General features: G+C 63.5%; 16 protein-coding genes. 1 reads left to right on the forward strand and 15 read right to left on the reverse strand.

Annotated elements, in window-relative coordinates; all coding sequences use genetic code 11:
- Nucleotide 1: 1 nt before the first annotated feature.
- Nucleotides 2–3,508, reverse strand: coding sequence for a DNA-directed RNA polymerase subunit beta (rpoB, locus tag E4P29_RS00950; RefSeq protein ID WP_135041849.1), 3,507 nt, complete (start codon nucleotides 3,506–3,508; stop codon nucleotides 2–4).
- 1,003 nt (nucleotides 3,509–4,511) lie between these two features.
- Here rpoB and E4P29_RS00955 point away from each other — a divergent pair.
- The gene (locus tag E4P29_RS00955; protein WP_245154093.1) at nucleotides 4,512–6,617 is read left to right on the forward strand and encodes an MMPL family transporter; all 2,106 of its coding nucleotides are present in this window, start codon (nucleotides 4,512–4,514) and stop codon (nucleotides 6,615–6,617) included.
- Nucleotides 6,618–6,775: 158 nt separating this feature from the next.
- Here the strand turns inward: E4P29_RS00955 and E4P29_RS00960 are convergent, their stop codons facing one another.
- The 14 genes from E4P29_RS00960 to rplJ all read right to left on the reverse strand — a co-directional run bounded on the left by E4P29_RS00960 (nucleotide 6,776) and on the right by rplJ (nucleotide 22,823).
- On the reverse strand, nucleotides 6,776–9,346 hold the full coding sequence (locus E4P29_RS00960; RefSeq protein ID WP_135041168.1) for an aminotransferase class III-fold pyridoxal phosphate-dependent enzyme: 2,571 nt from the start codon (nucleotides 9,344–9,346) through the stop codon (nucleotides 6,776–6,778).
- 213 nt (nucleotides 9,347–9,559) lie between these two features.
- The gene (locus E4P29_RS00965) at nucleotides 9,560–10,447 is read right to left on the reverse strand and encodes a hypothetical protein (RefSeq protein WP_245154094.1); all 888 of its coding nucleotides are present in this window, start codon (nucleotides 10,445–10,447) and stop codon (nucleotides 9,560–9,562) included.
- A gap of 58 nt (nucleotides 10,448–10,505) precedes the next feature.
- Nucleotides 10,506–11,183, reverse strand: coding sequence for a hypothetical protein (locus E4P29_RS00970; protein WP_135041170.1), 678 nt, complete (start codon nucleotides 11,181–11,183; stop codon nucleotides 10,506–10,508).
- An 83-nt stretch (nucleotides 11,184–11,266) separates the two neighbouring features.
- Nucleotides 11,267–12,514 carry an MlaD family protein gene (locus tag E4P29_RS00975; RefSeq protein WP_135041172.1) on the reverse strand — a complete coding sequence of 416 codons (1,248 nt, stop codon included), beginning with the start codon at nucleotides 12,512–12,514 and terminating at the stop codon, nucleotides 11,267–11,269.
- A complete protein-coding gene (locus E4P29_RS00980; RefSeq protein ID WP_209205257.1) occupies nucleotides 12,511–13,770 on the reverse strand; it encodes an MCE family protein in 1,260 nt (419 codons plus the stop codon). Before E4P29_RS00980 ends, E4P29_RS00975 begins: the two co-directional genes overlap by 4 nt.
- Nucleotides 13,771–13,799: 29 nt before the next feature.
- Nucleotides 13,800–15,083 carry an MCE family protein gene (locus E4P29_RS00985; RefSeq protein WP_135041176.1) on the reverse strand — a complete coding sequence of 428 codons (1,284 nt, stop codon included), beginning with the start codon at nucleotides 15,081–15,083 and terminating at the stop codon, nucleotides 13,800–13,802.
- A complete protein-coding gene (locus E4P29_RS00990) occupies nucleotides 15,083–16,081 on the reverse strand; it encodes an MCE family protein (protein ID WP_135041178.1) in 999 nt (332 codons plus the stop codon). Before E4P29_RS00990 ends, E4P29_RS00985 begins: the two co-directional genes overlap by 1 nt.
- The gene (locus tag E4P29_RS00995) at nucleotides 16,078–17,145 is read right to left on the reverse strand and encodes an MlaD family protein (RefSeq protein WP_135041180.1); all 1,068 of its coding nucleotides are present in this window, start codon (nucleotides 17,143–17,145) and stop codon (nucleotides 16,078–16,080) included. The genes E4P29_RS00990 and E4P29_RS00995 overlap by 4 nt, the downstream gene beginning before the upstream one ends.
- Nucleotides 17,142–18,497 carry an MCE family protein gene (locus tag E4P29_RS01000; RefSeq protein WP_135041182.1) on the reverse strand — a complete coding sequence of 452 codons (1,356 nt, stop codon included), beginning with the start codon at nucleotides 18,495–18,497 and terminating at the stop codon, nucleotides 17,142–17,144. Before E4P29_RS01000 ends, E4P29_RS00995 begins: the two co-directional genes overlap by 4 nt.
- Complete coding sequence (locus E4P29_RS01005) at nucleotides 18,494–19,354, reverse strand: ABC transporter permease (protein WP_135041184.1); 861 nt, start codon at nucleotides 19,352–19,354, stop codon at nucleotides 18,494–18,496. Before E4P29_RS01005 ends, E4P29_RS01000 begins: the two co-directional genes overlap by 4 nt.
- A gap of 5 nt (nucleotides 19,355–19,359) precedes the next feature.
- Nucleotides 19,360–20,154: an ABC transporter permease gene (locus E4P29_RS01010; RefSeq protein ID WP_032365269.1), complete on the reverse strand. Its 795-nt coding sequence runs from the start codon at nucleotides 20,152–20,154 to the stop codon at nucleotides 19,360–19,362.
- A gap of 5 nt (nucleotides 20,155–20,159) precedes the next feature.
- The gene (locus E4P29_RS01015) at nucleotides 20,160–21,329 is read right to left on the reverse strand and encodes an ATP-binding cassette domain-containing protein (RefSeq protein WP_209205258.1); all 1,170 of its coding nucleotides are present in this window, start codon (nucleotides 21,327–21,329) and stop codon (nucleotides 20,160–20,162) included.
- Between the two features lie 444 nt (nucleotides 21,330–21,773).
- Nucleotides 21,774–22,160, reverse strand: coding sequence for a 50S ribosomal protein L7/L12 (gene rplL, locus E4P29_RS01020; protein WP_032365267.1), 387 nt, complete (start codon nucleotides 22,158–22,160; stop codon nucleotides 21,774–21,776).
- An 81-nt stretch (nucleotides 22,161–22,241) separates the two neighbouring features.
- Complete coding sequence (rplJ, locus tag E4P29_RS01025; protein ID WP_032365266.1) at nucleotides 22,242–22,823, reverse strand: 50S ribosomal protein L10; 582 nt, start codon at nucleotides 22,821–22,823, stop codon at nucleotides 22,242–22,244.
- Between the last annotated feature and the right edge of the window lie 36 nt (nucleotides 22,824–22,859).

The following is a 22,859-nucleotide window of genomic DNA, read 5'->3' on the forward strand; positions in this document are numbered from 1 at the left end:
TTCACTGCGCTAGGTCGTCGACCGTGGCAGCTTCGTTGCGGGAGAGGTTGATTCCCAGGTTGGCTGCGGCACGCTCGAGGTCTTCGTCGTCACCGTCGGCCATCGTGATGGCAGCGCCGTCCGAGGACAGCACCTCCACGTTGAGGCACAGCGACTGGAGCTCCTTGAGGAGCACCTTGAAGGACTCGGGGATACCGGGCTCGGGAATGTTCTCGCCCTTGACGATCGCCTCGTACACCTTCACGCGGCCGACAACGTCGTCCGACTTGATGGTGAGAAGCTCCTGCAGCGTGTACGCGGCACCGTAGGCCTGCATGGCCCAGCACTCCATCTCACCGAAGCGCTGTCCACCGAACTGAGCCTTACCACCGAGGGGCTGCTGCGTGATCATCGAGTACGGCCCGGTCGAACGAGCGTGGATCTTGTCGTCGACCAAGTGGTGCAGCTTGATGATGTACATGTAGCCCACCGACACCGGGTACGGGAACGGCTCGCCGGAGCGGCCGTCGAACAACGTGGCCTTTCCGTCGGATCCGACCATCTGCTCGCCGTCGCGGTTGGGAATCGTGCTCTCCAGCAGGCCGGCGAGCTGATTCTCCTTGGCACCGTCGAACACCGGGGTGGCGATGTTGCTGTCGGCCGGAGCCGCCAGCATCTCCTCGGGCAGGCGTTCGGCCCAATCGGGCTTGCTGCCGTCCGCGGCGATCTGCACGTTCCAACCGGTCTTGCCGATCCAACCCAGGTGGGTCTCCAGGACCTGACCGATGTTCATACGACGCGGAACACCGTGGGTGTTGAGGATGATGTCGATCGGGGTGCCGTCGGGCAGGAACGGCATGTCCTCCTGCGGGAGGATCTTGCCGATGACGCCCTTGTTGCCGTGACGGCCGGCGAGCTTGTCGCCGTCCTGGATCTTGCGCTTCTGAGCCACGTAGACGCGGACCAGCTCGTTGACGCCGGGAGGCAGATCGTCGTCGTCGTCGCGCGAGAAGACGCGGATGCCGATGACCTTTCCGTTCTCGCCGTGCGGAACCTTGAGCGAGGTGTCGCGAACTTCGCGAGCCTTCTCACCGAAGATGGCGCGCAGCAGGCGCTCTTCGGGGGTCAGCTCGGTCTCGCCCTTCGGCGTGACCTTTCCGACCAGCACGTCGCCGTCACGAACCTCGGCACCGATCCGGATGATGCCGCGCTCGTCGAGGTCTGCGAGGACCTCGTCGGAGACGTTCGGGATGTCGCGAGTGATCTCTTCGGCACCGAGCTTGGTGTCGCGAGCATCGATCTCGTGCTCCTCGATGTGGATCGAGGTGAGAACGTCCTCTTCCACGAGACGCTGCGACAGGATGATCGCGTCCTCGTAGTTGTGGCCCTCCCACGGCATGATCGCCAGCAGCAGGTTCTTGCCGAGAGCCATCTCACCGTTCTCGGTGCAGGGGCCGTCGGCGAGGACCTGGCCGGACTCGACGCGCTGTCCCTCGTCCACGATCGGACGCTGGTTGGCGCAGGTGCCCTGGTTGGAACGCGCGAACTTGCGCATCCGGTAGGTCTTACGCGATCCGTCGTCGGCCATGACCGTGACGTAATCGGCGGAGACCTCTTCGACGACACCGGTCTTCTCGGTGATGACGACGTCACCGGCGTCGACAGCTGCACGCAGCTCCATGCCGGTACCGACGATCGGAGCCTCGCTGCGGACCAGCGGGACAGCCTGACGCTGCATGTTCGCGCCCATCAGGGCACGGTTGGCATCGTCGTGCTCGAGGAACGGAATCATCGCGGTGGCGACAGACACCATCTGACGAGGCGAGACGTCCATGTAGTCGATGTCGTCGGACGAGACGAACTCGACCTCTCCACCCTTACGACGGACGAGAATCTTGTCCTCGATGAAGTGACCCGAATCGTCGACCGGAGAGTTCGCCTGCGCGAGCGTGTGGCGATCCTCCTCGTCGGCGGTCAGGTAATCGACATCGTCGGTCACCTTGCCGTCGACGACCTTGCGGTACGGGGTCTCGATGAAGCCGAACGGGTTGACGCGTGCGTACACCGAGAGCGATCCGATCAGGCCGATGTTCGGGCCTTCCGGGGTCTCGATGGGGCACATGCGGCCGTAGTGCGAGGGGTGCACGTCGCGGACCTCGAGGCCGGCGCGCTCACGAGAGAGACCGCCGGGTCCCAGTGCCGACAGGCGACGCTTGTGCGTCAGACCCGACAGCGGGTTGTTCTGGTCCATGAACTGCGAGAGCTGGGAGGTTCCGAAGAACTCCTTGATCGCAGCGACGACGGGACGGATGTTGATCAGGGTCTGCGGCGTGATCGCCTCGACGTCCTGAGTCGTCATACGTTCGCGCACGACGCGCTCCATGCGGGACAGGCCCACGCGGATCTGGTTCTGGATGAGCTCGCCCACGGTACGCAGACGACGGTTGCCGAAGTGGTCGATGTCGTCGACCTCGACCGGAACCTCGACGCCGTCGGGTGCGGTCATCGAAGTCTCACCTGCGTGCAGACGCACGAGGTACTCGATGGTCGCGACGATGTCTTCCTCGGTGAGGGTCGACGCCACGATGGGCTGACCCGAGTTCAGGCCGAGCTTCTTGTTGATCTTGTAGCGACCCACGCGAGCGAGGTCGTAGCGCTTGTCCTTGAAGAACAGGTTCTCCAGCAGGGTCTGCGCCGACTCCTTGGTCGGCGGCTCGCCCGGACGCAGCTTGCGGTAGATGTCGAGGAGAGCCTCGTCGGTACCGGCGGTGTTGTCCTTCTCCAGCGTGGCCATGAGGATCTCGGAGAAGCCGAAGCGCTCCGTGATCTGCTCGGTGGACCAGCCGAGAGCCTTCAGCAGCACCGTGACGGGCTGACGACGCTTGCGGTCGATGCGGACACCGACGGTGTCGCGCTTGTCGACGTCGAACTCGAGCCAAGCACCGCGGCCGGGGATGACCTTGACGCTGTGCAGGTCCTTCTCGGTGGTCTTGTCGATCGAGTGATCGAAGTAGACGCCCGGAGAACGCACCAGCTGCGAGACGACGACGCGCTCGGTGCCGTTGATGATGAAGGTGCCCTTGTCGGTCATCATCGGGAAATCACCCATGAAGACCGTCTGGCTCTTGATCTCGCCGGTGTTGTTGTTGATGAACTCGGCGGTGACGAACAGCGGAGCCGCGTACGTCATGTCCTTGTCCTTGCACTCATCGGTCGAGGCCTTGACCTCGTCGAATCGTGGGTCGGAGAAGGAGAGCGACATCGAGCCCGAGAAGTCCTCGATCGGAGAGAGCTCGGTCAGGATGTCCTCGAGTCCGCCGGAGACACCGCTGTCTCCACGGGCGGCGGCACGGTCGCGCCAACTCTGCGCACCTACCAGCCACTCGAACGAATCCGTCTGTACATCGAGGAGACCGGGTACCTCCAACGGCTCGCGAATATTCGCGAACGAAACCCTCCTCGGGGCTCCCGGTGTTCCGACAACTGCCTTGGTCTGGCTAGAGACTGCCAAGATGCGTCCTTCCAGCACCTCACGCGGGTCGCGCCGTTCTGTCAACCGAAACGACATGGCGACCGCCGCTGTATCTGTTTGCTATATGTGGGGCGAATTTCGGCTGGTCGCAACCAGACCGAATCCCCATCACAGCGGCCCGAAAACGTGCTTTCGGGTAACAGCGATCGAGAGGTGGACAGGAGGCAGCCAGCGCAACGTCCAAAGGTACCCCAAATGTGCGCGCGGCGCAACGGGGGCATCAAAAGTAACACCCGAGGTCCGTTCTCGCACCGAGTCGATGAAAGCGTGTCGCCACGCCGCCTCGAACAGGTGTGCGCCCGATACCGCAAGGGGGTGCTCCTGACGACAAGAGTGAACCTTGCGCCTCCCTTCGTCAAGAGGTCCGCGGAAAGCCGACGCATCGACCTGTCCCGAGGCGGCGGGTGTGATGACTGGCAGGTACCCGATTCCGCGGACCCACCCCCACCGATACGGCCGCTGATCACTCAGGCGGGTGATCCCGACGATCGCGACGAAAGGGACGAATAACCGCAGGCGAATTACTACAGGCGGACGCGGCAAAATAGTCGCTCTCTACGTTCGTCGAATCGAGCTTCCGGATACAGCGACGTCGACCGAGTGGCGACCGCGATCCCGTGCGAGCTCCAGATCTCTCCCGACAATCATGAAATACGGTGGCGGTAAACGTATTTCATTCGCAGCAACAACGGTCGAGTCGTGAACGGCCATACAGACCGACCCGGTTCACACAACCCCTCGGTTGCTATGGAAATTCGACCCGCCGTCTGATTGTATTCACTTTGTCGAAACGGGGGTCGTCGACGAGGGGGGTCCGATTCGCCGACGCGGCTCTATCTATGCGATACACACGTTTTCGCACAACACAACACTTTGTCTCTCGGGGGGACAGCATGGTCGCGGTCGCGGTGGTCGGAATCGGATGCAGATTTTCAGGCGGGGTGAACGCATCGATCGCACTCGCGTCTTTGGTCGACGGCGTCGGGGACCCGGGTGCGACGTGACGACGGCTACCGGCCCGGTCGACTTCATCGTCGAACGTGCGCGCTGGGTACTGGTCACCGTGCTCGCACTCGTGCTGGCCGCGGGTGCGTGGGGCATCGGTGTCGTCGACGAACTGAGTGTCGGCGGGTACACAGACCCGGCCAGTGAATCGGCCGAAGTGGACTCGCTCGTCGAATCGCGTTTCGGCCGAAAGGTTCCCGACGTCGCGGTGGTCTACACCCCGACGGACGGGCAATCCATCGACGACATCGGCGACACCGTTCTCGGTCGCCTCGACGGCATCGACGACGGACTGCTCGCCCGCACTCCCATCACCTATTGGACTGTGCCCGACGCGTTCGCGTCGGGTCTGCGATCGTTCGACGGCCGGTCCGCACTCGCGGTCCTGACACTGACCGGCAACGAGGACCGTCGCGTCAAGATTTACCGGGACCTGCGCGACGAGTTGACGATCGACGGCGCGACCGTGCAGTTCGGCGGCTTTTCGGCCATCGCCGACTCCTACAACCAGCAGGCGCGAGCGGATCTGGTGCGAGCCGAGACCATCACGTTCCCGATTCTGCTCGTCCTGTTGCTGCTGATCTTCGGCGGACTCGTCGCTGCCGCAACGCCGTTGGTCATCGGCGGCATGAGCGTCGTGGCGTCGCTCGCCGTACTGCGAGCACTGAACGAGGTCACCGAAGTATCGGTGTTCGCCACCAATATCGCCTCGCTCGTCGGACTCGGGATGGCCGTCGACTACAGCTTGTTCGTCATCACGCGTTTCCGCGAGGAACTACGCGACGGCCGAGACCCGGCAGCTGCGGTGCGCCGCACGATGTCCACCGCCGGCCGCACTGTGGCGTTCTCTGCCCTGTTGCTCGTGTGTGGGTTCATGGGCATGCTGATCTTCCCGCAGTCGATGATTCGATCTCTCGGCTTCGGCGGCATGGCCGCGGTGGCCCTGGCCGCCGGCATCTCACTGACCGCACTGCCCGCAGCGCTCGCAATCCTCGGTCACCGTGTCGACTCGTGGAGTTGGCGCACAGGCGCGATCGACCGCGGCGACGCACGGGCACAGCGGTTCTGGGGCACAGTCGCAGACCGCGTCATGCGCAGACCGGTGCTCGTCGTCGTATCCATTGTCGCGATACTCACACTGCTCAGTGCGCCGATTCTCGGTGCCCGATTGGGCGATCTCGACCACACAGGCCTCCCCTCCGACGCGTCCGCGAAAATCGCCACCGAAAAGCTGTTCACCGAATTTCCGCTCGCGAACACCGGAGTCACCGTCCTCGTCGAATCCGACACCGCATCCCCACCGAGTCCCGCAGCGGTCGCCGAAGTGACCAAAGCGGTCGACGCGTCGCTCGGCGTCGTTGCAGCAATCCCCGGCGGAACCGCGGACAACCTGACCGTCGTCGACGCCATCATGAGCTCACCCGATCGTACGGCAGGTGCCCTGGAGACACTGGACTCCATCCGGTCGATCCCGGCCCCGACAGGGACGACACTGCGCGTGGGCGGCGGCACCGCGCAGAGCCAGGACGGCATCCACGCCATCCACGTGACGCTTCCGTGGATGCTGACCATCATGGTTCTCGCCACGTTCGTGATGACGACGGTGGCGTTCCGCTCGATCGTGCTCAGCGTCAAGGCAATTGCGATGGCGTCGATCAGCCTCAGCGCCACGTTCGGAGTGCTCACCTGGATATTCGTCGACGGTCACGGTGCCGACTGGATCGGAGTAACCCCGGGCCCGTTGCAGTCGACGATGAGCATCCTCATCATGGCCGTGGTATTCGGCCTGTCCACCGATTACGAGATCTTCCTGCTCTCCCGCATCGTCGAAGCACACGATCGAGGAGCCACCACCCGGGACGCCGTTCGCATCGGTGCCGCCCACACCGGACGCGTCGTCACGGCCGCCGCGCTACTGCTCATCACCGTCACCGCATTCTTCTCGCTGTCCGAACTCACCATGATGCGGCTCGTGGGTATCGGCATCATCGTCGGTCTCGTCATCGACGCCACCATCGTGCGCATGATGCTGGTGCCCGCGCTCGTCGCGTCGATGGGCAACGCCAACTGGTGGCTGCGCCCCACCCCAACCGGTCGGTGAATTCTTCTTACCGGACGCGTCGGGCCGACCGAGCACATCGCGCCGCCCGATTGCCGCACTGATCCACCGGCCACGGACTTTGCGACATGGGGTACCGCCCGCATCGGCGCGGCGGGGCCGGAGGTCCACCTGCTCTCGCGACCTCCGGCCCCGGTCACCTACTGAGCGTCCTCACGCCACCGGGTGGCCTCGGCGAGCGTGAAGCCGTGAACGTCGGCGAGCGCACCCAACCGCTCGACACTCTCACCGTCCAGAGTGGTTCCGATACTGCGGAGCGCGAATTCGCCCGACAATGCGATCAGCATCGTCTCGGCCATGCACGCGTACGTCAGGCCCGGAGCCAACCCGTAGGTCAACGAGAAGTCCGAGCCCGACGGCACCCGCACGATTCCGCCGTCGAACACCGTCACGTCCGGCCGCTCACCGCGGACGTCGCGACCGATATTCGGTGGCTGCGCCACGTCGCAGACGATGGCACCCTGCATCAGGTCCGTCGGATCGATCAACGCGTGCGGAGCCGACGTCGCCGCGATGACGATCAACGAATCCTGAACAGCAGCAATAGGATCGGTGAAGAATTCGATGTGCCGCGAACGGATCAGATCGTCGAGGTTGCCGTCGACCTCGGCGGCAGCCACCGCGAGATCACCCGAACCCGCGCCGGCACTCGCCACCATCTCCTGCGCCGCAGCCCACAACTTCGGCGCGATCACCGAGTTCTCGCCGCGCCTGCCCACCAACGCGATACTGCCGACCTCGCCGGCCAATTGCTTGCCGATGGTCCGTCCGATCGCCCCACCCGCACCGAGAATCGTCACCCGAGCGCGAGCGACATCGATGCCCCGTTCCTGGCATACACGTCGGACGGCCCGCAGACTCGCGGCCGCGGTGAAGGTGTTGCCCGTCGTGATCGGCCGAGATGTCGCACCGAGACCCAGCCCGTTTCCGGTGATCACCGACGAGTACCCGCCGAGTCCGACCACGGTTGCCCCGCGCGAGATCGCGAGTTCGACGGCTCCACCCACCACCCGCAGCGCGCGCTCGGTGGGCAATCTCAGCAACTGCTCGGAGGTGTAGGGCAGTCCGATCAGGTCGCCGTGCGCAGTCGAGTCCCCGAATCCGGACACCCGGCCGCTGCCGATGACGAAAGAGGCCGGATCGAGCTCGGACGTCGACGCAGCGAATCGCTCCAGCAAGTCCTGTCTCTCGGCATTGTCGAACACCTCGAGCGCAGGATCGAACGCGGCGAAGAAGCCGAGATCCAGAGGATGGGCGATGAAGGCAAAGCGTCGATCGCCCGGCCGTACCGCGATGTCGGGAGTACGGCCCGGACGCAGTGCCGCAAGCGCCGCGGGAGTGGCGACGGTCGGGCGTCCGAGCAGATGCCCGAACAATCCGTCCATGTCGCCCTCGGCCGCGTAGCCGAGACCGCGATCGAGTGCCGCGACCAGACGAGAGCACGCGGCCGCGGACACCGTCAGCGGCGGTTCGATGCGAATCACCCTGTTGCCCAACAGAGTCGGTGCCACGCGAATACCCTCGACGTTGAGCAGATACGAGCAGATCACCGCGGACAGATTGTGCTGATCCGCGATCGATCCGAGCAGCGACTGCCGTCCGACGAAGTTCACATCCGCAGTGAGTTCGATGCCCAACAACAGTCCGAGACCACGTACCTCGGTGACCACCGAAGGGTACTTCTCGGCCAGACCGGCCAGATCGTTCTTCAACTGTCGTCCGATTGCGGCGGCTCCGGTGACCACCGCGCAGTCGTCTCGGGTCAACTCGTCCAGGACGGCCAGGCCGACCCGTGCTGCCAGGGCATTGCCCGCGAACGTCGATGTGTGGCGAAGGGCGAAACTCTCCCCCACCAATTCCGGCCGGCAGAGCACTGCGCCCACCGGCACGATCCCGCCGCCGAGCGCTTTCGCGAGAGTCAGAATGTCGGGAATAACGCCCTCGTGCTCGGCCGCGAACATCCGGCCGGTCCGGCCGAGTCCCGTCTGTACCTCGTCGAGCGCGAGCAACACACCGTGGCGGTTGCAGATCTCCTGGACCTGCCGCAGATAGCCGTCGGGCGGGCACACCACACCGCCCTCACCCTGAATCGGCTCCACCAGGAACACCGCATAGTGATCAGGCTCAGCCGTCAGAGCCGCGTCGAGTGCCTCTGCATCGCCGAACGCGATGTGGTCGAATCCCGTGACCGGAGCCCCGAATCCGCTCTGGTACTTAATGTTTCCCGTCGCCGACAGCGCCCCCAACGTCTTGCCGTGAAAGCTGTTGCCGGTAGTCAACACCCCGAGACGGCCGGTATGGGCCCGCGCGATCTTCAGCGCCACCTCGGTCGCTTCGGTACCACTGTTGACGAACGTCGTACGCGTCAATCCCTCGGGTGCGATTCGCCCCAGCCGATCAGCCAGTTCACCTGCGGCGGTGAGCACCGAGGGCTGCACGAAAATGGGCTCACCGCTGCAGCGAACATCGTTGATCGCCTGCCAGATGGGCGTCGGCCCGTGGCCGAACGGCAGCGCCCCGTAGGCACCCGCGAAGTCCAGATAGCGACGGCCCACAGAATCGAACAGCACGGTGCCGTCGCCGCGGACGTACTCGCGATCGAGATTCAGCGCAGTCAGCAGTCGGTACAACTCGGGATTGACGCTGCCCGCAAATCCCGAGCGACCCGACCGCTCTGGTACTACAGATACATCGATTGTCGTGTCAGTCATGACCAGCATGCTCCGTTTTCATCGGATCCATCCCTGGCCGTCGAGCATCGAATGGTTGTCCCGAACAACCAGGGCTCGTCCCAAGCCAGGACGCAAACGCGATGGTAGACCTGGCCAGGGACACCGACAGCGACCCAGAAAGCAACGAAAAGCCCCGCCCGAGCAGCTCTACAGCTGCATCGGACGGGGCCGAAGTATTCGACGAACCGGGCTCTACTGATCGTCGATGGCCGACAACTTCCAGGTGCCGTCGATCTTCTCCATGTTGACCGTCAGAGGGCCCTCCGCACTGCCGGAGGCAACACCGTTCTGAGTGGCGCTGATGTTGACGTTCGCGATCAGTTCGGCCTTGTCGTCCTCGAGCCGGGAGACTCCGATATCGGTGACCATCGCCTCGGTACCGGTATCGGTTTGCACCACAGCAGATTTGGTGGTGTCAGCCGTGGAGTTGAACTCGTCGAGCATCGACTGATTCAACACCGCTCGCGCAGCATCGAAATCTGCGTCGATCGTCTCGGCCTTGTACGTGTACAGCGTCTGCAGAGCGTCGGTGGCTGCCGACGTCACCTCTTGCGTGGCCGAGGAATCCACCCACGCCTTGTTGTCGATCGTCGCGAACGGCTTGAATGCAGCGACAGCCGCAAAAGCACCGAGAACCACGGCGATGACCGCGACCACGATCACGTGCTTGAACCCGATCCCCGACGCCGACTTCGACGCCTCGGGTGCCTCGGGCGACGCCGAAGTGGGCGCGACCGGCTTCTTCAGCCCGGCCTTGGACAGGCGCGGCTTGTCCTGCTGCGTCTCGACGGGCTGCGTCTCGGCCGGTTGTGTCGTGGCCGGTTGTGTCGTGGCCGGGGTTGTCGTGGCCGGGGTTGTCTTGACCGGATCTGTCTTGTCCAGTCGAGGCTTCTCCGACGCGGGTGTGGTGCCGACGGCTGACTCGGCAGCTGTCGTGTCGGGTGCCGTGGCGTCGAATGCCGTGGTGTCGGGTGCAGTGGCGTCGGTCTCGGCCGGCGTCGGCTTGGCGGTGCCGGCTACCTTTCGACGTACCTTGCTGGTGGTCGTGGGGGGAACGATCTTGCGACGCTGGGGAGGCACTGCAGAACTCCTTCGAAACTTACTTCGGTACAGATGGACGACGGCGCTGCCGGCAAACTCAATTGCCGCCGGTGTTCGGCTGGGGAGCCGGCGTCGGTTCCGTACTGGGCTCGACCGCGTTGGGGTCGGTAGGACCACCCGGTTCCGTCGGGATGACGGGATTGGTGTTCGGGTTGTCGAGGGAAATCCGCGAACCGATGGGATCGACCTTGTTGGTCTTCCACACCCCGTCGACCTCTTCCATGGCCATTCGCATGGTCAGCTTGCTGCGCTCCACCCGATCGGGCCAGGTGGTGGTCGTGGCGATGACGACGAGCGCCGTTGCGGTGTTCTCGTCGGTGCTCAGCTCGGTGAGGCTGCCATGCAGCACCTCGGCATCGCTCTTGGCACCGGACTGGCGAACCTGATCAGTGATTCCCGAACGAGTCTGCTCCAGATCGTTGAGCATCAGATCACCGGTGATCGAGGACTTCATATTGTCGAACGACTGGTCGATGTTGGCTGCATCCACAGTGTTGAGGTTGACCGCTGCCTGCTGAGCGCCGGTGAGCGCCGCATCGCGAGTGTCGGCGGTGGGCTTCTGACTCAACAGCGCCGTGCCCCAGCCGTATCCGAAGAACACGGCTGCCGCGAGCGCCGCCACGGCGATCACCGTGACGACGGCCAACAGAATTTTCGGTGTCTTGCTTGACCCTGGAGTCGCGGACGACTCCAGGGTTTCGGTGCTCGAGTTCACACTGTCACCCTACTACTCGGTAATATCCGGCCGAACCGCTCTCGGCCCGATAGTAGTGCTGAGCAGCAGTTCCTTCGGTCCCGCTACTTCGGCGTGACGCCGAGGAGCGGTGCCAACTGGGTGGCGATGGGGTTGAGGTTGAGCTTGTCGGGATCGACCTTGGGCTTGAGGTCCCACGGCTGCGGCACGTCCGGGTCGGCGAACACGATTCGGTTCGCGCTACGGACACCGGTGACGCTGCCCTGCGGCGTCGCGCAGTTCGCGTCGAGGTTCAGCGGGTAGTTCTCCCGAGTCTCGTCGAAGTTCGGGTTCTTCCGCTTCTCCTCGTCCAGGATGGCCTGGCTGCCCTCGTAGCCGACGGTGCACGGCGGCGGGTTGTTGGTCTCCAGCAACAGCCCCTGATGGATCGTGCCGTCGTTCGGGACGATGGTCGAGATACCGGCACCGAGCGCAGGCAGGAACGTCAGGAACGGACGTAGGGCGACTGTCCGCGGCTCGGCCTGAGCAGCGACCAGAGCCAAATTGTTGATATCGGTCGTCAACGCCGGGCCGGCGTCGGTGATGAGACCACCGACCTGGTCTCCGGCAGCGGTTCCGGTATCGATGAGGCGACGGATATCGGGATCGCTCGACTTCAGCTGAGCCGTCACCTGATCCAGACTCGTGCTGAATTCGCGGATCAGATCCGACTGCTCGGACTGAGTGTTCAGCACCGGCACCGCGTCCCGAACCAGCGACAGCGTCTGCGGCAGAGCCTCGTTGGCCGACTCGGAGATGTTGCCGAGTGAATCGACGAGAGACTGCAGGTCGTTGCCCTTGCCGTCGAATGCCACACCGAGCTCGTTGACCACATTCGTCAACGTGTCGAGGGGCACCGACCTGACCAAGGTGTTCGTGTTCGCGAGCACGTCCTCCACCGGAACCGGCGTCGCGGTGTCGGCCTGTGCGATCTCCGAACCATCCACCAGGAACGGACCCTGATCGGACTGCGGCTGCAGGTCGACGAACTGCTCGCCGATCGCGGAACGGTTCGCAACGACGGCCTTGGTGTCGGCCGGAATGTCGGGCCCACCGTTGTCGAGCTTGAGTGCCACCCGGACACCGTCCGACGTCAACTGCAGATCGCCGACGGTTCCGACCGGCACACCGCGGTACGTCACCTCGGCATTGGAGAAGATGCCGCCGGAGTCGGCCAGGTTGAGTGCAACCTCGTACTGCCCGAACCCGAGCATGTTGTCCAAGCGGACGTACTTGCCACCGACGTAGATCAACCCGAGCAGGGCGACCACGACGAACGCGACCAACTGAAAGCGAACGAGCTTCGATCTCACTGTCCAACTCCGAACTGCTCGAGCAAATCGTTCAACGGTGCCAACGGATCCGCAGGCGCGGGTGCCGGTGCGGCCTCACCCGCAGGGGCACCGGGTCCGGGAACCGGCGACGGGATGATCGGCGGCAACGGCAGCAGCGAGATCGTCGGCCAGCCCGGACGCGGTCCGTTTCCGTTGTAGTACGGATTCGATGGATCGACGACCGGCAGCGTGTTGCCGTACTTCGGCTGGATGTAGACCGGATCTCCCTCTCCGACACCGAAGTTGCGCAGTGCAGTACCGATCGAGAGATCCAGCGAAAGGAACAGGTTGGCCGAGTTGCCCTCGATGATCTTCTCGGTGCCGTCCGCGAACGGCAGTGTCGGGATCACGGCGAGCGAGGTGACCACGTCGTCCGCGGAATCGGCCAGGGCCTGAAGCGTCGGACGCAGTGCCCGTAGGTCTGCAATCAGATCGTCCTTGGATCGATCGATGACATCGGTACCGACGGTGCCGAGACGATCGAGTGCCCCGAGCATCTCGGTGAGCTGTGGGCGCTGCTTCTCGAGAACGTCCGTCGCGATCGGCAGGTCTTTGAGAACTGCGTCGATCTTGTCGGTCTGCGAGTTGACGCGACCACTGAGAGTATCGAGACCGTCGATCGCACGGGTGATGTCGTCGCGCTGCTGATTGAGACCGTCGATCAGCGTATTGGCTTGCTGCAGAAGGTCTTTGGTCTTGCCTTCGCGACCGTCGAACGCTGTGCTCAGCTCTTTGACGATCGGCGAGAGCTGCCCGACACCGCCGCCGTTGAGGAGCAGCGACAGGGCACCGAGTACTTGCTCGATGTCGGTTGCGTGGCGAGTGCGATCGAGCGGGATCGTGGCACCGTCCTGCAGGCGTGCGGCTTCTTCGTCACCGGGAGGTGCGGAGAGCTGCACGAACTTCTCGCCGAGCAGGTTGGTCTGCTGCACCGACGCGATCGCGTTGGCCGGCAGATCGACGTCGGAGTTCAGGATGACGTTGACGTCGGCGGTCCATCCGTCGTTCGGCACCGAGATGGAGTCGACGCGGCCCACCGCGACACCGTCGACCTTGACGGTCGACTGCGGCACGAGGTCCAGCACGTCGTCGAACTGCACGGTCAGATTGAACGGGTTGTCGCCGACGTCGGCACCACCGGGAAGCGGGATGGCATAGATGCCGGCCGACGAGCACGCGCCGGCAGACAGCGCCACCACGCACAACCCGGCTCCGAGGGTCAACGAACGCTTCACGCGAACTCGATTCCGTTTCACAGAGGTCATCACTGTCCCCCACCTCCGATGTACGACTGCTCGAGTCCTGGCATCGAGCTGTTTCCGAGCCTGGGTGACACGACGCCCGGAACAGTGCCCGGAACCGATTCGTTCTGCTGGGTGTCGTTGGTCAGCACACCGAACGGCAGCACGAGTCGGTTGTTGTCCTTGATCGGGGCCTGGATCATGTCGGTGATGTTGGCGCACTGATCGAGGATCGGCTGAATCTGCGCACCGAGTGCCTCGAAACGCGGGTCACCGGGTACCAGCTTGCCGAGGTCGAGCAATCGGCAGACGGTTCCGAGCGGATCCTGGGTCTCGTTCTGCAGATTGGCGCGCGATGCCAGCGTGCCCGATTCTGCGTCGTATGCGTTGACCAGGTTGCTGATGGCCAACGGCAGCAGCGTCAAGGTTTGCACGAGCTGCTCACGGTTGTCGGCGAGGGTCTGAGTGGGGACCACCAGACCGTTCGCTGCTGTGGTCAGCTCGGTCCGGTTGTCCGCCACGAACGTCGCCACGTCACCGAGCGACACCGAGAGCTGCTGCAGTGCGGCTCCCAAATCCTCGCGCTGGCCCGACAGGAAACCGGTCAGATCGGCGAGCTGACTGTTGAAGTTGCGCACCTGCTGATCGTTGACGGCCAGCGCACTGACGAAGGTCTGCAGATTCTTGATCGTGTCGAAGACGTCGGAGCGCGAGTCGCTCAACGTGCGGCCGGCAGCCGAGAGCTGAGTGATGCTGTTGCCCAACGCTTCCCCGTTGCCGTCGAGGTTTGCCGCACCGGTGTTCACGAGGTCGGTGAGAGCGCCGTCCTTGTTCGCGCCGTCGGGACCGAGAGCGGTGGAGAGATCGTTGATTGACTTGTACAGCTCGTCGACCTCGACGGGTGTGGCAGTGCGATCACGGCCGATCGTCGTACCGCTGGCCATGGTGTCGCCGCCGGTGTAGACGGGCGAGAGCTGCACGTACCGGTCGGCGACGAGCGACGGGGTGACCTGGACGGCCTTCGCGTCGGCCGGGATGTCGATTCCGCGATCGACCCGCATGACGACCTCGACGTCCTCACCCAACGGCGTGACCGATTCGACGGTACCCACCTTGACGCCGAGGACTCTGACCTCGGATCCCGAGTAGATGCCGATGGACTTGTCGAAGTAGGCGGTGATCTTGGTGGAGCCGGCCCTGGTGAACAACCACCAGCCGGCGACGGCGACGACCAGCGCCACGATCACGACAACCGCGATCAGCGCGAGCTTGTTCTTGTTCCTCGGTGCTGCCTGAGTCTCTGTCATCAGTTCCCCGCCAACGTGTCGAGCGAGGGCTGGCGGTAACCAGGTATCAACGGAACTCCGGGTGGGGTGAGGTTGGCCAGAACGATGTCGAGCCATCGGCCGTTACCGGTCACGTTGGTGTAGAGCCGGATGAACGGCTCGTACAGCTTCAGTGCCCGGTCGAGATTGTCGTTGTTGCGTTGCAGGATGTCGATGACGCCGTTGAGCTGCTGCAACATCGGGTTGATGGTCGCCTCGTTGTCGCGGACCAAACCGGTCAGCTCCTGCGACACACGTTGCGTGCCGGTGAGCAGCTGGGAGATGGCCTGCTGTCGATTGTTGAGCTCCTCGAGCAGTGGACCCGCATCGGTGATCAGTTTGTTGAACTGCTCGTTGCGGTCGGCCAGCACCTTGGAGGTCTCGCCGGTGGCTGCGAACAACTTCTTCAGTTCCTCGTCGCGGCTGGCCACCGTCTGCGACAACCGAGTCACACCGTCGAGCGAGGCTCGGATGTTGGCCGGGGTCTCGGAGAACGCGTCGGACAACGTCCGCATGCTGGTGGCGAGCTGATCGGTGTCGATGTCGTTGATCGTCGACGCCGCCGCCGAGAACGCGTCGATGACGTCGTACGGAGACGTGGTGCGCGCCAACGGGATCGGATCTTTCGGGCTGAGGGTGTCCGAGCCACTCGGATCCAGTGCCAGATACTTCTGGCCCAGCAGAGTCTTGATGGCGATGGCCGCTCGCGACTCGTTGCCGACCCAGGCGTCCTGCACCGTGAAGTCCACGAGCACCCTGTCGCCGTCGAGCCGCACGTCGGTGACCTTGCCGACCTTGACGCCCGCGATACGGACTTCGTTGGACGGCTTGAGACCTGCGGCTTCACTGAACTCCGCGGTGTACACCGAACCCGCACCGATGATCGGGAGACGGTCGAGGAAGAAGACCGACATCGTGGCGAGCAGGATGATTGCGATTCCCAGTGCCCCGATGGTGGCCGGACTACGTCGAGATGTCATTGCTTGATCCCCCCAGCTTTGCAGCGCTCTGCCGAGTTCGTGTACAGGGGCTGATTGACGGTCGGAAGCCCGGTCGGCAAGTTCAGGTTCGGCGAGTACCCCGGTCCGGCGACGATGTCGATACCGCAGAGGTAGAACGTGAACCAGGATCCTTGCTGGGCCGTACGAATCAGCTTGTCGAGCTTGTTCGGCAGAATTCCGAGGACCGTGTCCACGTCGTCGCTGCGTCGATTGATGGTCTCCGACAACGTGTTCAACGCTGTGACCGAACCCTGGATCGACGGCCGCGTCGGCTCGAGCAGGTCCGCGGTGGCGTTGGTCAGTCCGGCCAGTGAGGTCACGGCCGAGCCGACGACATCGCGGTCGGCCGACAGGCCCGACACGAGCTGCTGAGTGTTGACGATGAGGCTGTCGAGCTGCCCGTCGTTCTGGTTGACCGTGGCGAGCACGTTGTTGAGATTGGTGATGACCTGACCGATGACCTGATCCTTGTCGGCCACGGTGTTGGTCAGACTCGCCGTGTTCTTGACCAGCTCGTTGATGGTGCCCGATTCCCCCTGGAACACCTGGATGATCTGGTACGAGAGCTTGTTGACGTCATCTGCGCTGAGCGTGGTGAACAGCGGGCGGAAACCGTCGAACAGAGTTGTCAGGTTCACCGCGGGCTTGGTCCGCTCGAGCGGGATGGTCGCTCCTTCGGTGATCTTCTTGCCCTGATCGCCCGAACCCTGCTCGATGGCGATGTAGCGCTGACCGACCAGGTTGCGGAAGCGAATGGTGGCCGTCGAACTCGCCGGCAGCCAGTCGCGACTGCTCAGCGTGAAATCGACCTTCGCCTCTCGTTCGTTGGCGATCTCGATCTTGTCGACCTGCCCGACGCGAACGCCGGCGATCCGAATCTCGTCACCCTCGTTGAGCGAGGTGACATCGGTGAACATGGCCGAGAACTTGGTACCGCCACCACCGCTCGAGTTCGCGATGGTGAAGGCCAGGGTGGCCGTGGCGATGATCGTGATCACGGCGAACACGACCAACTTGATGATCGGCGCGAGAAGGCCTCTCATGGCACGGTCACCTCCACTCCTCTCAGTGCCGGTGCGCCGATTGCGGCGGCCCACGACGGAACAGTCTCTGGTGCAACACCACTCGCTTGTCCGTAGATGACGGCAAGAGTGTCACGCTCGAAGTCCGAGCCCTCGTAGCTCGCAGGCGCCGCAGACGCGGAGACAGCGGGAACGATGGAACTCTGAGCCGACTTCGGTGGGCCCTGCCCGGGGATCTCCTGCGGGCCCGGATTACGGGTCGGTACCTGGTAGGACCCATCGTTGACGGAGCCTCCCGGGTACTGCGGGAAGAACTCTCCCGGTGCGGCGGGCTCGAAGCAGGTAGCTCCGCGGTCGTCGAACAGCCGTGGCTCGTCCTGGTTCGGCAAGTAACGGCCCTTCGGGTTGACGAACGATGCGGACACGTTGATTCCGGGGTACTCGTCGCCCTCACCGAGGACGACCTTGCCGCGCCTGGCACCTTCGGCGAACTGGGTGAACGTGCAGCCGAACGTCGGCGAGAACTCGGCCAACAACTCCAGGGCCTCTCGCGAGTTCGAGGCGAGCCCGATCAGATTCTCGGAGTTGACCTGCAGGAAGTCGGCGGTCGTGTTCGATGCCGACGTCAGCGAGCCGTAGAGCGTCTCGAGGCTCGACTGCCTCTCGACGACCGTATTACCCGTCGTACGCAGGTTGTCCAGCGCCGAGATCAGCTCCGGTGCCGCGTCGGCGTAGGTCTGGGAGAAGTCTGCGAGACCCACCAGTGTCTGCTGGATGTTGGGCAGTTCGGTGTTGAGACCGGACACGACACTGGTGAGGTTGTCGATGGTCTGGCCGAGCTGCTCCCCGCGTCCGCTCAGGCCCTGTGCCAGTGACCCGAGGGTATTGGCGAGGTCCTGCGGCGGGATGGCCTGCAGCAACGGCAGCAACCCGTCGAGCAGCTGCCCGACCTCGATCGCATTGCCGCTGGTGTCCTGTCGGAGAACGGTGCCGTCGGAAATCGGCGACGCCGTGTCGTTCTCGGGCACGATCAGCGAGACGTAGCGCTCTCCGAACAGGGTCTTGGGCAGCAGCCGCGCCGTGGAATTCGACGGGATGAGCGGAGCCTTGTCCGGATCGATGGCCAGCTGCGAGGTGACGACACCATCGACGGTCGACGCCGAACGCACCTCGCCGACGATCATGCCGCGCACCTTGACGTCCGCATTGAGCGGCAGGGCGTTCCCGACCGAGTCGGTTTCGAGGCTGACGTTGACCACCGACTTGAACGTCTTGTTGTAGGAGGTGATGGACCACCCGAGGAAAAGAATGAGCACGAGAAAGAATGCAAGTCCGAGCAATACTCGCTTCAGTCGCGACGGCGAGTCGATCATCCGGCAACCCTCACTGTGGTGGTCGTGCCCCAGATCGCGAGGCTCAGGAAGAAGTCCAGTACCGCGATCGTGACGATCGCCGTACGTACTGCGCGACCCACCGCGACGCCGACGCCGGCCGGCCCGCCGGAGGCGTGGTAGCCGTAGTAGCAATGGATCATGATCAGGACGAACGCGAAGATGAGCACCTTGAGGAAGGAATACAGCACATCTTCGGGCGGTAGGAACAAGTTGAAGTAGTGGTCGTACGAGCCCGAGGACTGCCCGTTGAAGATCGTGCTGATTCCACGGGAGGCGACGTACGAGGCGAGCAGACCGACGATGTACAGCGGGATCACCGCAACGAACCCGGCGATCATGCGGGTGGTGACGAGGAACGGCACGCTGGGCACCGCCATCACTTCGAGAGCGTCGATCTCCTCCGAGATCCGCATCGCGCCGAGCTGGGCGGTGAAACCACAGCCGACGGTGGCCGACAGGGCCAGTCCGGCGACCACGGGCGCGATCTCACGGGTGTTGACGTACGCCGAGAGGAAGCCGGTCAGAACCGAGCTGCCGAGCTGTTCGAGGGCTGCGTAACCCTGCAGACCGACGACGATGCCGGTGAAGCCGGACATCATCACGATCACGCCGATGGTGCCGCCGATGACGGCGAGTGCGCCACTGCCGAAGGTGACCTCCGCCAGCAGACGGAGAACCTCTTTCTTGTAATGGACTGCAGTCTTCGGGATCCACCCGATGGCCCGCAGGTAGAACGACATCTGCTCGCCTGCGCGATCGAGCACGTTGAGCGGAGCATTGCCGACGCGCTTGACGCGCATCAGCGTGCGGTCACCGCGACCTCTGGCGATCGTCATCGCGGTTACGCTCCCTTCGCTGGTACGACCTGGAGGTAAACCAGGGTCAGAATGAGGTTGGCGAAGAACAGCAACAGGAATGTGATGACGACCGTCTGGTTCACAGCTTCGCCGACACCCTTGGGGCCGGGGTTGGGGTTCAGGCCCTTGTAGGAGGCGATGATGCCGGCGATGAGACCGAAGATCGCCGCTTTCGCTTCTGCGACATACAGATCGGGTAGCTGAGCCAACGCGGAGAACGACGCCAGGTAGGCACCGGGGGTACCACCCTGCAGGATCACGTTGAAGAAGTAGCCGCCGACGATGCCGACAACCGAGACGAGTCCGTTGAGTAGCAGCGCCACGAGGATCATGGCCAGCACTCGCGGAACGACGAGGCGGTGAACCGGGTCGATTCCCAGCACACGCATCGCGTCGATCTCCTCGCGAATGGTGCGAGAACCGAGGTCGGCGGTGACAGCAGAACCGGCCGCGCCGGCCACCAGGAGGGCGGTCACGATCGGACTGCCCTGCTGGATGACGGCGAGCACGCTGGCTGCGCCGGTGAACGATTCGGCACCGAGCTGTTTGATCAGCGAACCGGTCTGCAGCGATACGACCGCGCCGAACGGAATGGCGACCAGAGCCGTCGGCAGAATCGTCACGCTGGCGATGAACCATGCCTGCTCGATGAACTCGCGGAACTGGAACGGCCTACGAAAGGTGTTTCGGACCACCTCGACGAACAGTTCGACGATATTGCCCGCTTGTGTCAGAGCGGCGTTCGCGGGCGCGAACGCGGACTTCTTCGATCCCCCCATGTCTGCTATTGACCCCGACCTTGTGTTGGAGCTTGGTAGCCCTGCTGATCATGTCCTTGTTCGTAACCCTGCTGGCTGTAACCCTGCTGGTCGTAACCTTGCCGACCGTAACCCTGTTGGTCGTAGCCCTGCTGGTCGTAACCCTGCTGGTCGTAACCCTGCTGGTCTGCGTACGCCGGCTGACGTTGACCCGAGTCGGTGCTGTCGAGGCTTTCCTGGATCGCGACCTGAGCACTGTGCGGCAGGGTGTGCATGATCTGGCGCACCCGCTCCTGCCTGCGTCCCACTGCCTGGCGCACCGGCGTACCCGGAGTGGCCTTCATCTGCGGCACGATGCCTTCGACGTCGTCGACGCCACCGGCATGGTGACCGGCGTCGACCATGGCCTGCTCCTGCGCCATCTGCGCCTCGTCCTTCTCTTCCGACATTCCGATCGGCCCGATCATGGTGCCGTTGAGGAATTGCTTGACCACCGGCTCGTCACTGGTGAGCAGCACCTCGCGTGGGCCGAACATGACCAGCTGACGACGGAACAGCATGCCGATGTTGTCCGGGACCGTTCGAGCCAGATTGATGTTGTGCGAAACGATGAGGATCGTGGCATCGATATTGGCGTTGATGTCGATCAGAGTCTGCGAAATGTAGGTCGTACGAACAGGATCCAGGCCGGAGTCCGGCTCGTCGACGAGGATGATCTCCGGGTCGAGCACGAGGGCGCGGGCGAGGCCGGCGCGCTTGCGCATACCACCGGAGATCTCGCCGGGCAGCTTGTCCTCGGCACCGAGCAGACCCGTCAGTTCGAGCTTCTCCATGACGATCTTGCGGATGTCGGACTCGGACTTCTTGGTGTGCTCGCGAAGCGGGAAAGCGACGTTGTCGTAGAGGTTCATCGAGCCGAACAGGGCACCGTCCTGGAAGAGCACCCCGAACAACTTGCGGATCTCGTACAGCTCACGAGATGAGCACTGCAGGATGTCGGTTCCGTCGATGAAAATCTTGCCCTGCTCTGGGCGCAGGAGACCGATCAGCGACTTCAGAAAGACCGACTTACCGGTACCGGAAGGACCGAGCAATGCACTGACTTCACCCTTCGGCAGAGTCAACGTCACGTCCTGCCAAATCTTCTGTACACCGAAAGACTTGGTCAATCCTTCGACCGAAACCTCGACTCCCACGCTGACCTCCACAATTCATACACATCGACCCGGATGTGGGTTGCGTCACTGTATCCCATGCACGTGTCCGCACCGACACAGGAGCTTACCGCCCAGTAAGAACTTCCCCGAGTCAGGCTGTAGAGCTTGCATCAGTGTGGCTCATCTCACGCGAGCCGGTCGGCAAGTTGCCCGAACTGTGACAAGTCCCTGCTGTCGGATTCTGTGAGAAGACACAACCACACCCGGCCGAGACCGTTCGGAAAGCTTCGGACTTCGGCGTTACCGAGTAAACAGTGACGCGTCGTCGGTGTCCCGGGATCGACGAGAGTCCGTGATCGGTCACAACGCCGGGAGGTGTCTTCCGCTTCGAATACAGAATGGGGCCACCCTCACCGAAGTGAGGATGGCCCCTTCTGTGCGCTCGATTGTCAGAGCGCGAAGTACGACTGCAGTGAAGCGGTCTTACTTGACGGAGATCTTTGCGCCGGCAGCTTCCAGCTTCTCCTTGGCAGCCTCGGCTGCATCCTTGGCGACCTTCTCCAGGATTGCCTTCGGAGCGCTCTCGACGAGGTCCTTGGCTTCCTTCAGGCCGAGGCCGGAGACGACCTCACGGACGACCTTGATGACCTGGATCTTCTTGTCGCCGGCCGACTCGAGAACGACGTCGAACTCGTCCTGCTCTTCGGCTGCCTCAGCCGGAGCGCCTGCTCCGCCTGCTGCTGCAACTGCGACGGGAGCAGCTGCGGTGACCTCGAAGGTCTCCTCGAATGCCTTCACGAACTCGCTGAGCTCGAGGAGGGTGAGCTCCTTGAACTGGTCGAGCAATTCTTCGGTGCTGAGCTTCGCCATGGTGGCGGTCCTTCCTGTAAGTACCTGGTCGCTGATCCGCGACATGGTGTTGGTGTGGAGCTGTTCGCTAATGCCAGCGGATCAGCTTTCGGCGGGAGCTTCCGCCGGTGCTTCTGCTTCTGCAGGGGCCTCGGCTGCGGCAGGTTCGCCCGCGGCCTTCTTCTCCTGCAACGCGAACGCCAAGCGGGCGAACTGCGATGCGGGAGCGTTGAACAGGCCTGCAGCCTTCGACAAGTTGCCCTTCATGGCGCCGGCGAGCTTGGCCAACAGGATCTCGCGAGACTCGAGGTCTGCGATCTTGTTGATCTCGTCCACGGACAGCGTTGCGCCGTCCATGTAGCCGCCCTTGATGATCAAGGCCTTGTTGTCCTTCGCGAAGGCCTTGATGGCCTTCGCAGCGTCGACCGGCTCGCCCTTGATGAATGCAATGGCGGTCGGTCCGACGAACAAGTCGTCGAGGCCGGTGATGCCGGCATCGGCAGCTGCGCGCTTGACCAGGGTGTTCTTGGCGACGGAGTACGTGGCACCTTCGCCGAGCGCACGCCGGAGCTGAGTCAGACCGGAAACCGACAGGCCACGGTATTCCGTGACGACGGCAGCCGTCGAACCCTTGAACTGGTCGGTGATCTCCGAAACTGCGGAGACCTTTTCGGGCTTTGCCATACTTCGCCTCCTCTCGTGGGAAGTTGTGTCGATCGC

It is taken from the genome of Rhodococcus sp. 1R11, from assembly GCF_004563845.1.
Classification (GTDB): Bacteria; Actinomycetota; Actinomycetes; order Mycobacteriales; family Mycobacteriaceae; genus Rhodococcoides.

Excerpts from the sequence above, each read along its gene's own strand:
- E4P29_RS00960 (WP_135041168.1), bottom strand. The coding sequence starts at position 9,346 with ATGACTGACACGACAATCGATGTATCTGTAGTACCAGAGCGGTCGGGT.
- E4P29_RS00985 (WP_135041176.1), bottom strand. The coding sequence starts at position 15,083 with ATGACAGAGACTCAGGCAGCACCGAGGAACAAGAACAAGCTCGCGCTG.
- E4P29_RS00990 (WP_135041178.1), bottom strand. The coding sequence starts at position 16,081 with ATGACATCTCGACGTAGTCCGGCCACCATCGGGGCACTGGGAATCGCA.
- E4P29_RS00995 (WP_135041180.1), bottom strand. The coding sequence starts at position 17,145 with ATGAGAGGCCTTCTCGCGCCGATCATCAAGTTGGTCGTGTTCGCCGTG.
- E4P29_RS01000 (WP_135041182.1), bottom strand. The coding sequence starts at position 18,497 with ATGATCGACTCGCCGTCGCGACTGAAGCGAGTATTGCTCGGACTTGCA.
- E4P29_RS01005 (WP_135041184.1), bottom strand. The coding sequence starts at position 19,354 with ATGACGATCGCCAGAGGTCGCGGTGACCGCACGCTGATGCGCGTCAAG.
- E4P29_RS01010 (WP_032365269.1), bottom strand. The coding sequence starts at position 20,154 with ATGGGGGGATCGAAGAAGTCCGCGTTCGCGCCCGCGAACGCCGCTCTG.
- rplL (WP_032365267.1), bottom strand. The coding sequence starts at position 22,160 with ATGGCGAAGCTCAGCACCGAAGAATTGCTCGACCAGTTCAAGGAGCTC.
- rplJ (WP_032365266.1), bottom strand. The coding sequence starts at position 22,823 with ATGGCAAAGCCCGAAAAGGTCTCCGCAGTTTCGGAGATCACCGACCAG.